This window comes from Streptomyces sp. NPDC040432 (assembly GCF_055595445.1).
The window spans coordinates 128383-142239 of sequence record NZ_JBVIVP010000012.1 but is presented as its reverse complement, the minus strand read 5'-3'; the positions used below and the strand labels follow the sequence as shown (position 1 = coordinate 142239).

Sequence of the window (13857 nt, the reverse complement as noted above, 5' to 3'; positions counted from 1 at the left end):
TGAACAGAAGACCCCCCGGGAGAAGTGAGGTATGCCAGTGATCTGCGTCGGAGGCATGATCGGGATCGGCAAGACGAGCGTGGCCGAGCTGCTCGCCAAGGAGCTCGGCAGCCACGTCTTCTACGAGAGCGTGGAAGACAACCCGATCCTCCCGCTCTTCTACACGGCGAGCCCCGAGGAGATCCAGGCGAAGCGGTACCCCTTCCTGCTCCAGCTCCACTTCCTGCGGACGCGGTTCGCCTCGATCAAGGAGGCGTACAAGCAGGACGACAACGTCCTCGACCGGTCCATCTACGAGGACTGGTACTTCGCCAAGGTCAACCACGATCTGGGCCGGATCAGCTCCCTCGAAATGCAGGTGTACGAGGGACTGCTCGACGAGATGATGCGCGAGATCGAGGGCCTGCCCTACCGCAAGGCGCCCGACCTCATGGTCTACCTGAAGGCCGACTTCGAGACGGTGCTGCACCGCATCGGGCTGCGGGGCCGCGATTTCGAGCAGGACGCGGGCCTCGTCGAGTACTACCGGACGCTGTGGTCCGGCTACGACGAGTGGGTGCACGAGCACTACTCGGCCAGCGACGTCCTCGTCGTGGACATGAGCCGCACGGACGTCGTGAACAACCCCGAGGACGCCGCCCGGGTGGCACAGCAGGTCAAGGACGCCCTGGAGGCGGGCCGCCGCACCGCCTGAGGCTCGACGGCGCCTCTCTCGAACGCGCGTTCCCTTCCTTGCCCCCGGGGGACGAGGCCCGGCGCCGGGGCTGCGTCCCCCGCGCCGGCTCCACCGGAGGACGCAGCACCACCCCGCACTTATGGTGGGTGTGTGATCGAGTCCGGACGGCCGCGGCTCCGCCGGCGTTACGGCCGGGGGACGCTCGTACGACTGTCGCCGATCATCCTGACCGTCGTGATCGCGAGCCTGGCCTACGCCACCCCGCCGGAGATGGCCTTCAGCCGTCTCCTGCCGGCGGCGCCGGCGCTCGCCGCCGCGATGTGGCCCGTCCTTCCGACCGTCCTGCTCGGAACGGTGTGCCTCTGTCTGATGATCGGCCTCGGCCTCGTCTTCCCCGACCTGGGAACGTGGTGGACGGCCGCGGGGATCATCGCCGTCACCGTCGCCGCCGCGTACGGGAGCCACCTCCGCCTCCAGCGGGAGCGCACCCTCCTCCAGGTACGGCTCGTCGCCGACGCGGCGCAGCAGGTGGTCCTCAGCCCCATGCCGCGCCGCTTCGGGAACGTCGAGATCGAGTCGCTGTACCTCGCGGCGGCGGCGGAGGCGCGCATCGGCGGGGACTTCTACGAGGTCGCCGACACGCCGTTCGGCATCCGGCTGCTCATCGGTGACGTGCGCGGCAAGGGCCTGCCGGCGGTGGGGGCGGCCGCCGCGATCGTCAACGCGTTCCGGGAGGCGGCCTACGGCGAGGCCGACCTGGTCGACATCGCACGCCGGATGGACGCCAGCAGCGCCCGCTACAACGCCGCCTTCCCCTCCGACGAGCCGATGGAGCGCTTCGCCACCGCCCTTCTCGCCGAGATCCCGCACGGGGAGCAGCGCATCGTGATCCTCAACTGCGGACACCCGCCGCCGCTGCTGCTGGGCGAGAGGCGGATCCGGGTCCTGGAGTCCATGACCCCCTCGCCCCTGCTCAGCCTCGCGGAGCTGATCGGCGACCACTACAACGTCGACACCTTCGACTTCGCCCCCGGCGACCTGCTGCTCCTCTACACCGACGGGATCGCCGAGGCCCGGGCCCGCGACGGCGAGTTCTTCCCGTTGACGGCCTGGATGGGCCGACAGCCCCCGACGCCGCCCCGCGAACTGCTCTCCGCCCTGCACCGGGACCTGCTGCACTACAGCCGGGGGCGCCTCGACGACGACGTCGCCGCGCTCGCTGTGCGGCTGAGACTGCCCTGAGGCGGCGCGTCGCGTACGGCTACCAGGCCTCCAGCCGGTCGCCCGCGACGAGTTCCGAGGTGAACCCGTCGGGTCCGGTCGCGGGCTCCCCCATGACGGTGACGCGGTGCATGACCCGGTCGACGTCGAGGTGGCCGAAGTCGGTGGGGGCGAAGTGGCAGGTGCTCCGGTTGTCCCAGAAGGCGATGCTGCCCGGCTCCCACCGGAAGCGAACCGTGTATTCGGCGCCGGTCATGTGCTGGAACAGCAGGTCCAACAGGTGCCGGCTCTCGATCTCGCTGAAGCCGACGATCCGGGTGGTGGAGCCGGGACTGACGAACAGCGCCCGCTCCCCCGTTTCGGGGTGTACGCGGACCACGGGGTGGACGGCGACCTGGGGGTCCTTGCAGTAGATGTCGAGGATCTCGCGGTCACGGGCGTCGGAGTGGCGCAGGTGGACGCCGGTGAAGAAGGCGTGCTCGGCCCGGAGGGAGTCGACGAGGTCGCGGAGCTGCGGCGAGAGGGCCTCGTAGGCGGCGACGGTATTGGTCCACTGGGTGTCGCCACCGAAGGGCGGGGTGGTCTCGGCCCGCAGGATCGACAGGTCCGGCGGGTTGACCGCCTGGGTGAGGTCGCTGTGCCAGCCGGCGATCGGGGAGACCCACTTGCGCCGGTAGTGCTCCTCGAAGTTCTTCCCGTAGCGCTCGACGTCCGCCTTGGCGTCCACCGTCAGGATCTCGGGGAAGCCCTCGGGCGAGACGCCGTGCTTCTTCCCGGGGCGGCGGGTGAGGGCGCCGAAGCGGCGACCGAAGGCCACGTGGTGGGCGTGGTCGAGCCGCTGCCCGCGGAAGAAGACGACGCGGTGCGTGAGCACGGCCCGGCGGATCTCGGCGACGGTGGCGTCGTCGAGATCGTCCCGCAGGTCCACGCCGGAGATCTCGGCGCCTATGTGTCCGGCGATCTGTCGGACGGTGATCCGGGTGGTCGGAGCTTCCTGGGTTGTCTGGGTCACGGTCGGGATCCACCTCTCGGATGGTGGTGTGAGGGGTACGGGGTCGCGGTGCGGGACCGTCCGCTTCGGCCTCAGCCGAAGTGGACGGTCCACTGCACCCACAGGGGCAGCACGAGCAGCGACGCCAGGGAACTCTTGACGACGAGTTCCGCGGACAGGGCCACGTCGACGTCGTAGCGCTGCGCGAAGATGAACAGGTTCTGCGGGGCGGGCATCGCGGCGATCAGCACCAGGTAGGCGAGCCAGTCGCCCTCGACGCCGAAGGCGTAGCGGCACACCGCCCACGCCATGAACGGGAAGACCAGGCACTTGAAGGCGACGAGCCACACCTCCTCCGCCGTGGTGCCCCGCAGGGTGAGGCCGGCTCCGCCCAGGTGCAGGCCGAGCGCGAAGAGTGCCACCGGGGAGGCGCTGTCGCCCACGAACGCGAAGCTGTCCAGCACCGCCTCCGGCAGTCGCACCGACAGCAGGTTCAGCACGATCCCCGCGTTGCACGCGAGGACGACGGGCGTCACCAGCGAGGCGCCGACCGCGCGTGCCAGGCGGGCGCCGGGCCCGCCGGTGCGGTCCGGCCGACCCAGCTCCATGATCGAGATGACGACGAGGGACAGCACGCAGACCTGGAACAGCAGTACGGGGAAGATCGGTGCGGCGTTCCCGAAGAGCATGATGAACACCGGTACGGCGAAGTACGCGGTGTTCACCTGGACGCCCGCCATGATGCGCAGGGCGACGCCCCGGGGGTCCAGCACGCCGAACAGCCGGGCCGCGGTGCCCACCACCACGACGGCGCAGGCGGCGGTGGCCGCGTAGCCGCCGATCGCCCGCCAGTCGAAGAGGGCGGCCAGATCGCTGGCGTAGATGTTGCCGAACAGGTAGCAGGGCACCGCGAAGAGGAAGGCGTAGTCGGCGAAGACCTTGGAGCTCTCGGCCGGTACGACCTTGCGTCGTGCGAGGAGGACGCCGCAGCCGAAGGCCAGGACCACCGGCAGCAGCTTCTCCAGGGCGGTTACCGCCCCCATGCGTTCGGCACTTCCACCGGGCTCCGGCCTGCGATCAGGTCGTGGTAGCCGGTGATGAGCCGTCCGATCACGTCGTTTCCGGTCAGGTCGTAGTGGTGGTCGTCGATGCGGGCGACCGGGAGGATCTCGCAGGCGGTGCCGCAGATGAAGGCTCCGTCGGCCTCGGCGGGGAAGCCGCTGCCCAGGTCCCCGATCTCGTGGGGGATGCCCTCGTGGTCGGCGATGGCCAGGACGCAGGCCCTGGTGATGCCGTCGATGGTGCACCGAGTGGTCGGTGTGTGGAGGACACCGCCCCGGGTGAAGAAGACGTGCGCGCCGGTGGCCTCGACGATGTTGTCCTCGTCGTCGAGGAGCAGGGCGTCGTCGAATCCCGCCCGCAGGGCGTGGTTCTTGCTGACCGTACCGATCATGTAGTTGCCGGCGGCCTTGCTCTTGACCGGGGCGTGGCGCGGGGAGGGCCTGCGGTATTCGGCCGTCACCAGGGAGATGCCCGTACGGAGGGCGTCGGCCGCGGCGTAGTAGCCCGCCGGGATCTCCCAGGCGGCCACGGAGGTGTGCACGGACGTCCGCAGCGCGGCCGTCTGGATGACCTCGGAGCCGCGCCAGGCGTTGATGCGGACGTAGCCCTCGGTGATACCGGCCTTGGCGACGACGTCGAGGGTGGCCCGGTGGAGGGTCTCCTCGTCGTGTTCGAGGTCGAAGTCGAGGATCCGCGCCGAGGTCCGCAGCCGCGCGAGGTGTTCGCGGAGCATGAAGGGGGCGCCGCCGTAGACGCGGACGCCCTCGAAGACGCTGCTGGCGTAGTGCAGGCCGTGGGTGAGGACGTGGATCCTGGCGTCGGCCCAGTCCACGAGGCGGCCGTCGAGCCAGATGTGACCGGTTCGCTGGTCGAAGGGAAGCAAGGGGGGCACCTCAGAGCGCAAGGTCGAAGAGCGGGTTCTGGAGATCACCGACGAGGGCGACGAAGCGCCGCTGGTGCGGTGTGAGGCTGCGCACCGACACACCGTGCAGGGCCAGCGGGTTGATGGGGTACATCACGAGCGTGTTGCTCCGGTACGGGACGGTGGCGACCTCCTCGACGTACTGCGGATCGATGTCGAACCGGTTGTCGCCGTACTCGGAGGCGCTGGTGGTGAACTTGTGGGCGCCCTCACGGTACTTGTAGAGGACGAGGTCGCCGCCGATGGCGTCGTCCTCGGCGAGGCGCATGTAGAAGAGTCCGCCGAAGAGCTTGTAGGGCTTGTCCACGTGGGGGCCGCGGTAGGCGGAGGGCCGGCCGGTGACGGCCGAATTGATGACGGCGGTGCAGTCCATCAGGATGTCGTGCGTGTCGAAGCCGTCGTGGTTGCGGCGGCCGACGCGCAGGTCGCGCAGCGGGCCGCACTGCTTCTCGGCGTCGGGCAGGTTGGCGAGCAGGTCGTCCTCGAACAGGTCGAGGAACTGGGCGTAGAACTCGGGTGACGCGTGATAGGTGACGAAGTCCTTCCACACCTGGGCCGTCGCCTCGTCCCGGAGGATGTGTTCGGACATGTAGTTGTAGCGCTCGTTCGACGTGATCTCCTTGCCGATCCGCGTGCCGATGTACTCGACGTCGGGCATGGAGGCGGCCAGCGCGTCGTACAGGGGTTGCGGGAGCGCGTCGCTGATCACGATGTGCGGGAACGGGTCGCGGCGGATGTCGTCCTTGGTGACGCCTGCGAGCAGCGAGCGGATGGGCGGGGTGGACTGCGACATGTCTGTCTCCTACGGGGTGAGGTTCCTGGCGGAGAGCCAGGTTTCGAGCATCAGCAAGGACCAGAGGACTTCCGCGGTGTGCGCGCCCGGATTCTCGGACTGCATGCGGAACAGGTCGTGGACGACGTCCTGGCGGACGTGGTCGCGGTAGCGGGCGCCGGGGGCGAGGAGGGTGTCGCCGATCAGCTCGTGCAGCGCCTCACCGGGCTTGATCATCGCGGCGATGGGGAGGGTGAAGGGCTGCTTGGGCCGGTCGATGACGCTCCTGGGCACCCAGCGCCGAGCGGCTTCGGAGACGGGCGCCTTGACGGTGTCGCCGACGACCTTGAGCGAGGCGGGCAGGGCGTGGGCGAGGCGCATGACGGAGGGTTGGAGGAAGGGGATCCTGGCTTCCACGGAGTGGGCCATGCTCAGGTGGTCGACCCGGCGCAGGATGTAGTAGGGGAAGCGCTCGAACTGGTCGTAGCGCAGGAGCGTTTCCAGTTTGTCGAGCTTTCCCGAGCGGACCCGGCGGTCGAGTTCGTCGCCGGTGCGGTCGCCGAAGAGGCCGCCGTTCGCCGCGAGGAGGGCCCGGTGGGCGGGGGTGTAGAGCCGCGCGAGGGTGCTGGTTCCGATGGCGGCCATGGTGTCCTGGTAGCCGCGGTGCCAGGTCGCGGAGTCGTCGCGCGCCGCCTTGACGAAGCGGGCGTAGCCGCCGAAGAGTTCGTCGGCGCCGTCGCCGGTGAGGGCGACCTTGAACCCTGCCTGGTGGATCGCTTCGAAGAGGGCGAAGGTGCTGAGGCTGTGCGGGGCGTTGTTCGGCTGGTCGAGGTGACGGACGAAGCGGTCGACGAGGGAGGGGAAGTCCGCGGGGTCGAGGAGGACCTGGTGGTGGCGGGTGCCGCTGTGGCGGGCCGCCTCCTCGGCGAAGTGTCGTTCGTCGGCCGGCCAGTCGCCCCGGTAGGCGACGTTGAAGGAGGCCAGGTCGGGGACGATGCCGGCGGCGATGGCCGACGTGTAGCTGGAGTCGAGGCCGCCGCTGGTGATGACGCAGACGGGCACGTCAGCGTCGAGCATGCGGGCGAGTTCGTGGCGCAGCGTCCCGTCGAGGAGCTCGGCTGCCGCGCCGAGGTCGGGTACGGCGTCGGGTCGGTGCGGTTCGTCGGGTGACAGCGGGGTCAGGGTGAGGGAGAGGCGTCCGTCGGCGAAGCGCAGGGTGGTGCCGGGGACCATGGTGCGGACCTTGGCGTGGACGGTCTGCGGACCCCAGACGGCCCTGCCGCCGAGGTAGCGGTCAATGGCGAGCGGGTCGAGGGCGTCGGGGAAGTCGGGGAACCGGGACAGGGCCTGGAGTTCCGAGGCGAAGCAGAGCCGGCGGCCGTCGGTGGAGAGGTAGTAGAAGAGGGACTTCATGCCGGCGTGGTCGTTGAAGAGCTTCAGGCAGGGCTCGGCGCGGCGGTCGACGACGGCGATGGCGAACATGCCTTCGAGGCGGGAGACGAAGGCGTCCCCGTGGCGTTCGTACAGGGGCAGCAGGACGTCGCCGTCGCAGTCGCCCTCGAAGGTGTATCCCGCCGCCGCGAGTTCGGCGCGCAGTTCGCGGTGGTTGTAGATCTCTCCGTTGAACACGCACGTCATGTCGCCCAGGACGAAGGGCTGGCGTCCGTGGTCGATCCCCTGGACGGCGAGGCGGTTGTTGCCCAGTGCCCAGGTGGCGGCGGTGTGGACGGTCCGGTCGTCGGGACCGCCGTGGTGCATCGCCCGTGCGACGGCGTGCAGGACGTCGCGGTCGACGGGCTCCCCGCCGAAGTGGCCGTAGATGCGGCACATGCTGGTGACCTCTGTCTGTGTGCTGACCGGCCGGGCTCAGGGGCCGACGGGTGTCAGGTGGTGGCCGGACGGGCTCTGGCGGGCCTCGGGGTGGTGACGGCCGAGGAACTCGGTGACGATCTCGACCTGGCGGAGGATGTCGTCGAGCTGGTTGAGGCTGGGGCTGACGCCGTGCCCCTCCAGTGCGCTGTTGCCGGTCTTGAGGTAGATCGGCGCGGCCACGCGGACGAACTCGGGTGCCTCGTACGTGCGGACGAATCCTCCGGACATCCGGGGGTTGTCCACGTGGCAGTCGAGCGGGATGGACACCGCCTGGCGCAGCGCCGCGATCATCGGCAGGGTGAGGTCGCGGACGGGGTTGAAGCTGTCGGCGCCGAGCATCTCCAGCATCTGCGCGGAGGCCGCGTTGCCGTGGCCGCAGTGGGCGGAGACCTTGAGGTGGATGTCCGCGGGGAGTTCTCCGGCGGTGCGCAGCCGGTTCAGCACCCACAGCAGGCCCTCGTCGTAGACGACGAAGCCGCGCACGCCGAGTTCGAGACCGCGTTTGACGTCCTCGACGGCCCGCACCATCTGTTCCTGGCCGCGCAGCCGGTAGCCGATCCGGACGCCCTCGGGGGTCTGGACGCTGCCACCGGTGTCGTAGCTGGCGCGGGGGCCGACCGACATGAGGATCTCGGCGCCGTACTCCCTGCCCAGGGCGACGTACTCGCCGATCTCCCGGGCGGTGTGACGGTACATGCCGCGGGTCTCGGTGATGCGGTTGATGGTGAAGCCCCGGCGTCGGCTCTGCGACAGGAGTGTCTCGGCGGCCTGTACGGAGTTGACGGTGGGCACCTCGACGCGGAAGTGGCAGCCGTCGGCGAAGGTCTTGCCCGAGCTCTCGGTTGCGGCGGGGTCGGCGTCCGGCAGTCCCAGGCCGGCGAGCTGCGCCCTGGTCTCGGCGAAGAAGGGCCGGGTGGGCGCGGGCTGCGCCGGGGGCGTGGCGGGGGCCGTGGTCGGTGTCGTCATCGTCATCCCGTCACCTCGAAGCCGAGCAGGTCCGCCGTCCGTCCGACGATCCGCTCCGCGATCCCGATCGATGTCGTGTGGTCGGCGTGGACGACCTGTACCTCGCCGAAGTTGCCCAGGTTGCCCCGGCAGGCCGGCAGTACGTCGCCGTCCGGGAAGCGGACCGTCAGCGCGTGCAGGGAGTCCCCGTACTCGTCGGCGGCCCAGGCCAGGTCGGGGACCCGGTCGGGGCGGGGGGTCGGTTCCGCGGCGCCGAACCAGCGGACGGTCGCGTACCGGGTGAAGGTGGGGGTGCGGGGCTCGATCTCCTCGTCGAGGTGGACGCGGACGAGCAGTTCGAAGACGTCCCCGCCACCGGCGAGCCGGTAGAGGTTGGGCAGGCAGGAGCCCATGATGCGCGGGTTGAGTTCGATGAGCCGGGGGCGGCCGTCCGCGCCGAGCATGATCTCGACGTGGAAGATCCCGAGGCGCAGGTCCAGGGCGCCGACGACGGCCTCGGCGAAGTCCATGACGGCGGTGCGGTCCTCGCCGGCGAGGGCGGCCGGGATGGTGGTGCCGGTCTCCAGGGCCTCGTGGCGGTGCCAGGTCGAGCGTTCGCTGACGGCCAGCGGCAGGAAGCGGCCGTGCGAGAGTCCGATCTCGGCGGACACGAAGCGGCCGGTCAGGTACTCCTCGACGAGGATGCCCGCCTCGTAGGTGGCGTCGTCCGCGGTGGCCCGGGCGAGGACCTCGCGCAGCGCCCTCTCGTCGGGTACGACGTGGGCGCCCTCGCTGGCGGAGCCGCGGGCGGGTTTGACGACGACGGGGTATCCGGTGCCGGCGGCGAAGGCCGCGGCGCCGTCGAAGTCGGTCACGACGGCGTGCCGGGTGGTGTCGACGCCGGCGGCGGCGAGGACCTCGCGGCAGCGGTGCTTGAGTTTGGCCGCCCGGGCGCCGCTCGCGGCGGTGAAGGGGACGCCGATCTCCTCGGCGATCTCGGCGACCGGCACGACGAGCGCGTCGACGGTGGCGACGAACCCGTCGACGGGCCGCCGGCGGTGGACGTCGAGGACGAGGGCCCGCAGGGCCTCGTGGTCGGTGGCGTCGTCGAGGACGTGCACGGAGTCGACGAAGACGCCGTAGGGCGAGGCGTCGAAGTCGATGTTCTGGGACTTCTCCATGCGCAGCGAGCGGATCAGGGTGACCTCGTGGCCGAGCCGTTTGGCCGCTTCGAACGCGGCTGCGTTGCCGGTCTTCCAGGTGACGAACAGGACGTGCTTGGGGTTGGCGCGGGGCGTTGTCATCGGACCTTCCTGGCGAACCGCTGGCCGATCCGCACGAATGCCGGGAGCCGGGTTCCGGGTGCGGGGATGAAGGAGATGGAGCCTGCGAGGACGTTCTTCCTCGACATCGAGCTGAAGCCGCCGGCGCCGGAGAGGACGAGGTCGCCCTCGTCGAGGCGCTGCCACTTCCCGTCGCGGCCGCGCTCGGAGTACTCGTAGCCGAGGTGCTCGCGGCCCCGTAGGACGGTCAGCCGGTAGCCGTCGGAGTCGTACTGGCCGGCGCAGGCGTCGAGGTCCATGTCGAAGGGGCGGCCGGTGCGGATGAGGCCCTCGCCGGTCAGGGCGCGCAGGAGGTCCTCGTAGAGGCCGAAGGCGGGGTAGGCGTTGGCCAGGAGCAGCAGGAAGGTGCGCTGCTCGGGGAAGATCTGGATGAAGTTGTGGTGGCCGCTGCCGTTGGAGTTGAAGCCGAAGGCGGTCGGCCCGAACATCAGCCAGCCGAGGCCCCAGGCGTGCATGAAGTGGTGGCCGGGGACGTCGATCTGCGGGGTGCGCATCTGTTCGGCGAGGTCGGCGGAGAGCAGTCGCTCTCCGCCGGGGGCGACGCCGTCGTGGAGGGCGAGGAGGGCGATCCTCGCGAGTTCGTCGAGGGTGAGGCAGACGGAGAAGGAACCGGCCGCGTCGTCGGCGATGGTCTGGGGCGGCGGGTCGTGGCGGACGTAGCGCTGTTCGCCCTCGCTCCACAGGTAGCCGGCCGAGACGGTGTCCCCGTAGTGGCCGCCCTCGGTGAAGGTCTCGGGGATCTCCTTGATGCCGAGGGGGGTGAGCATGAGCTCGTTGACGGCGCGGCGCCAGGGGATGCCGAGGAGCTTTTCGATGAGCGCGGCCACGATGGAGGTTCCGCAGGCGGAGTACGCGAAGACCTCGCCCGGTTCGAAGAGCTGTCCGTACCCGGAGAAGGTGTCGAGGTAGCGGTCGAGGTCGGGGAGGTCGGTGTCGTGCCAGACCTCGTAGGAGTCGTCGATGCCGCTGGTGTGCGACAGGAGTTGGCGCAGCGACACCTCGACGGTGCGGTCGCCGCTGCGTCGGAACGCGTGCGGCAGGTGGGTGGTGAGGGGCTCGTCGAGGCCGATCAGTCCCCTGTCGACGAGTCGCAGTGCGGTGAAGGCCAGCATGGGTTTGGTGATGCAGGTGACGCGCTGGCGGGAGGTCTCGTCGCGCGGGGCGCCGGTCTCGATGTCGTCGACGCCGTGGTGCACGAGCCGGAGCTTGCCGTCGACGTACACGGCTGCGGCGGCTCCGGGCACGCCGTGGCCGCGGCCGGACGTGTGGAGGGTCTCGGCGACGGCGTCCAGTCGGGCGTCGGTTCCCGACCCGGGGGTGGCGGCGGGTGCCTGTTCGCGTTTGTGGCGCAGCAGGCGGGCCTGTGCCGTCAGGGTGCGGTGCTCGTAGATCTCGGCGACGCGGACGGTGCGGCCGGCGGCGTCGCCGAGCCGGGCGGCGAGCAGGTTGGCCAGCAGCGAGTGTCCGCCGACGGAGAAGAAGTCGCGCTCGGGGCCCAGTTGGGCGACGCCGAGCAGGTCGGTCCAGACGGCGGCGACGGCAGCCTCGTCGGGGTCGTCGGTGGTGAAGGTTCGGCCGTCGCCGCCGGGCGCGCTCCGGTCGATGTCGCGGGCGGCGAGGGCCTTGCGGTCGACCTTGCCGTTGGGCAGTTGCGGGAGCCGGTCCTCGACGAGGATCCGGGCGGGCTGCATGTAGTGCGGCAGCTTGCGGCGCAGGTGGTCGGCCATCTCCTCGACGGTGATGTCGGCGCCTTCCAGGCCGACCCAGCAGACCAGTCGGGTGTCGCCGTCCGTGCGGACGGCGAGGGCCGCGACGTCCTTGGGGCCGACCGCCTCGCGGAGCACGGCCTCGATCTCGCCGAGCTCGATGCGGAAGCCGCGGACCTTGACCTGGTTGTCCTTGCGTCCCATGAACCGCAGTTCGCCGTCCTCGGTCCAGCGGGCCAGGTCGCCGGTGCGGTAGAGGGTGCCGGACGGCAGGGGCGGCGGGGCGGCGACGAACACGGCGGCGGTCCGCTCGGGGTCGTTGATGTAGCCGCCGGCGAGGCCGTCCCCACCGAGGTGGAGTTCACCGACGACGCCCCGGGGCACCAGGTGTCCGCGTGCGTCGAGCAGGTGGGCCACCGTGTTGTGGAGGGGGACGCCGATGGTCGGGCTGTCGGTGACGGGGCCGGTGAAGCACTTCCAGGTGGAGTACGTGGTGTCCTCGGACGGCCCGTAGAGGTTGAAGAGCCGTTCGACGCCGGTGGTGGCGAAGGCTGCGTTGACGAGCTCCTTCGCGAGGGGTTCACCGGCCACGTTGAGGACCGTGGTGCAGGCGGGTACGGCCGACCGCTGGAGCAGGACGTTCAGCGCGCTGGGCACGGTGTTGACCAGGCTCGGGCGCAGGGTGTCGTCCTCGGTGAGGGCGAGGACGTTGTCGACGACGACGACGGTGCCGCCGGTGGTGAGGGGCGCCCACAGCTCGAACACCGAGAGGTCGAAGTTGAGGGAGGTGGCGAAGAGCACCCGGGCCAGTTCCGCGGGCCGGTAGGTGTCGCGGACCCAGGCGAGCAGCGCGGTCACGTTGCGGTGGCCGATGACGACGCCCTTGGGCAGGCCGGTCGAGCCGGAGGTGTGGATCAGGTGGGTGGTGGCGGCCGGGTCGACGTCGACCTCGGGCGGGTCGGGGCGTTCGGCGCCGGCCTTCTCCCACAGTTCGTGCCAGGGCAGGGCGGTCGCGGGCACGGCGTCGAGCCAGGCCGCGGCGCCGGGTGCGTCGTCGAGGACGACGGCGGCCATGTCGGCGGTCGCGGCGATGCCGCCGAGCCGGTCCGCGGGGTAGGCCGGGTCCAGGGGGACGTAGGCGCAGCCCGCCTTGTGGACGGCGAGGAGGAGGCAGACGGTGCGGTGGGTGCGGGTGACGGATACGCCGACGCGTGAGCCGGGGACGATGCCGTGGGCCAGGAGGGCGCGGGCGATCCGGTTGGCGTGCTCGTCGAGCTCGCGGTAGGTCAGGGTGCTGCCCCGCCACTCCACGGCCGGGGCCTGCGGGGTGCGGGCCGCCTGGGCCTCGACGTGCGCGTGGAGCGTGGTGTCGTCCAGGTGGACGCGGGGGGAGACGCCCAGCTCCGTGAGCAGGTGCCGGGTCTCCTCCTCCGAGAGCGCGGCCAGGTCGCCCACGGGTGCGGTGGGGCGGGCGCAGGCGTCGAGCAGGAGGGTCCGGTAGTTGGCGGCCATGCGGGAGATGAACGCCTCGGTGAACAGGGCGCCGTCGTAGGTCAGGGTGAAGCGGACGGTGTCGGGGGCGTGTTCGACCTCCAGGAGGAGGTCGAGCCCGTCGGGACGGGCGCCCGCCGAGGCCCGGGCCGGGGTGTCGCGGCCGGCGAAGCCCACGCGCAGTCCGGTGCCGAGGTCGGCGGGTACGTCGGCGTGCTCGGGGTCGCGTGCCGCTGCGCGGTGGCGGGCGGAGAGCGCGGCCGTCAGGGTGGCGAAGGTGACGTCGTCCCCGATCCGGGAGCGGACGGCCACGGGGTGGACCCGGTCGGGGTCCGCCGGTCCGCCGGCGCGGGCCAGGACGATGTCGTCCTGGCCGCTGTAGCGGTGCAGCAGCACGGTGAACGCGGCGTTGAACAGGTCGGCGGACTCAAGTCCCCGCGCCCCGACGAACTCGCTGAGCGGCTGGAAGGCGTGGTCGGTCCAGGAGTGCGAGGCCGGTGACTCCGGTGCGTGGCCGACGTCGTCCCGTACGGGAAGCTGGAGGGCCGGAGCGGTTCTCGTCGTCCCTTCGGGCGCGATGGACGTGACGGCAGGCATTTCGCCCACGGACGTGATTCCCCTCGTTCGATGGCGCTTTTCGGGCTGCGGACGCGACGGGCGGGCTTTCCCGGACGGTGCGGTGCACGGGAAAGCAACCCTGTCGGGGCACGCAGGCCCTCTGGAATGTGCGCACGCCGATGGAACCCGGGGCCCGGAGGGCGCGCGCAGCACGGAATTGTTGAATGGCGGAATGACGGAATGACAGAATTGGAGTAAGGGTGAGGTGATCCGAGAAAAGAACGGCGAATGGCCGGAT

At 70.8% G+C, this 13857-nt stretch carries 10 protein-coding genes; 2 read left to right on the top strand and 8 right to left on the bottom strand.

Going from position 1 to position 13857, the window contains the following annotated elements; all coding sequences use genetic code 11:
• Nucleotides 1-31: 31 nt before the first annotated feature.
• On the top strand, nucleotides 32-694 hold the full coding sequence (locus ACZ58N_RS24155; RefSeq protein ID WP_471163449.1) for a deoxynucleoside kinase: 663 nt from the start codon (nucleotides 32-34) through the stop codon (nucleotides 692-694).
• A 132-nt stretch (nucleotides 695-826) separates the two neighbouring features.
• Nucleotides 827-1918 carry a PP2C family protein-serine/threonine phosphatase gene (locus tag ACZ58N_RS24150; RefSeq protein ID WP_471163447.1) on the top strand — a complete coding sequence of 364 codons (1092 nt, stop codon included), beginning with the start codon at nucleotides 827-829 and terminating at the stop codon, nucleotides 1916-1918.
• A gap of 19 nt (nucleotides 1919-1937) precedes the next feature.
• On the opposite strand, the gene ACZ58N_RS24145 is transcribed toward ACZ58N_RS24150, so the two are convergent.
• The 8 genes from ACZ58N_RS24145 to ACZ58N_RS24110 form a co-directional block, all read right to left on the bottom strand.
• On the bottom strand, nucleotides 1938-2909 hold the full coding sequence (locus ACZ58N_RS24145) for a TauD/TfdA dioxygenase family protein (protein ID WP_471163445.1): 972 nt from the start codon (nucleotides 2907-2909) through the stop codon (nucleotides 1938-1940).
• Nucleotides 2910-2980: 71 nt separating this feature from the next.
• Nucleotides 2981-3931 (bottom strand): AEC family transporter, encoded by a 951-nt coding sequence (locus ACZ58N_RS24140; RefSeq protein WP_471163443.1) that lies wholly within the window; start codon nucleotides 3929-3931, stop codon nucleotides 2981-2983.
• Nucleotides 3919-4842 (bottom strand): aminotransferase class IV, encoded by a 924-nt coding sequence (locus tag ACZ58N_RS24135; RefSeq protein WP_471163440.1) that lies wholly within the window; start codon nucleotides 4840-4842, stop codon nucleotides 3919-3921. Before ACZ58N_RS24135 ends, ACZ58N_RS24140 begins: the two co-directional genes overlap by 13 nt.
• A 1-nt stretch (nucleotide 4843) precedes the next feature.
• A complete protein-coding gene (locus ACZ58N_RS24130) occupies nucleotides 4844-5665 on the bottom strand; it encodes a hypothetical protein (protein WP_471163438.1) in 822 nt (273 codons plus the stop codon).
• A gap of 9 nt (nucleotides 5666-5674) precedes the next feature.
• The gene (gene asnB, locus ACZ58N_RS24125; protein WP_471163436.1) at nucleotides 5675-7474 is read right to left on the bottom strand and encodes an asparagine synthase (glutamine-hydrolyzing); all 1800 of its coding nucleotides are present in this window, start codon (nucleotides 7472-7474) and stop codon (nucleotides 5675-5677) included.
• A gap of 36 nt (nucleotides 7475-7510) precedes the next feature.
• Entirely contained in the window at nucleotides 7511-8488 is a 978-nt protein-coding gene (locus tag ACZ58N_RS24120; protein ID WP_471163433.1) for a peptidase, read from the bottom strand.
• Nucleotides 8485-9765, bottom strand: a complete 1281-nt coding sequence (locus ACZ58N_RS24115; RefSeq protein WP_471163431.1) for an ATP-grasp domain-containing protein — start codon at nucleotides 9763-9765, stop codon at nucleotides 8485-8487. The genes ACZ58N_RS24120 and ACZ58N_RS24115 overlap by 4 nt, the downstream gene beginning before the upstream one ends.
• Nucleotides 9762-13598 (bottom strand): non-ribosomal peptide synthetase, encoded by a 3837-nt coding sequence (locus ACZ58N_RS24110; RefSeq protein WP_471163621.1) that lies wholly within the window; start codon nucleotides 13596-13598, stop codon nucleotides 9762-9764. The genes ACZ58N_RS24115 and ACZ58N_RS24110 overlap by 4 nt, the downstream gene beginning before the upstream one ends.
• Between the last annotated feature and the right edge of the window lie 259 nt (nucleotides 13599-13857).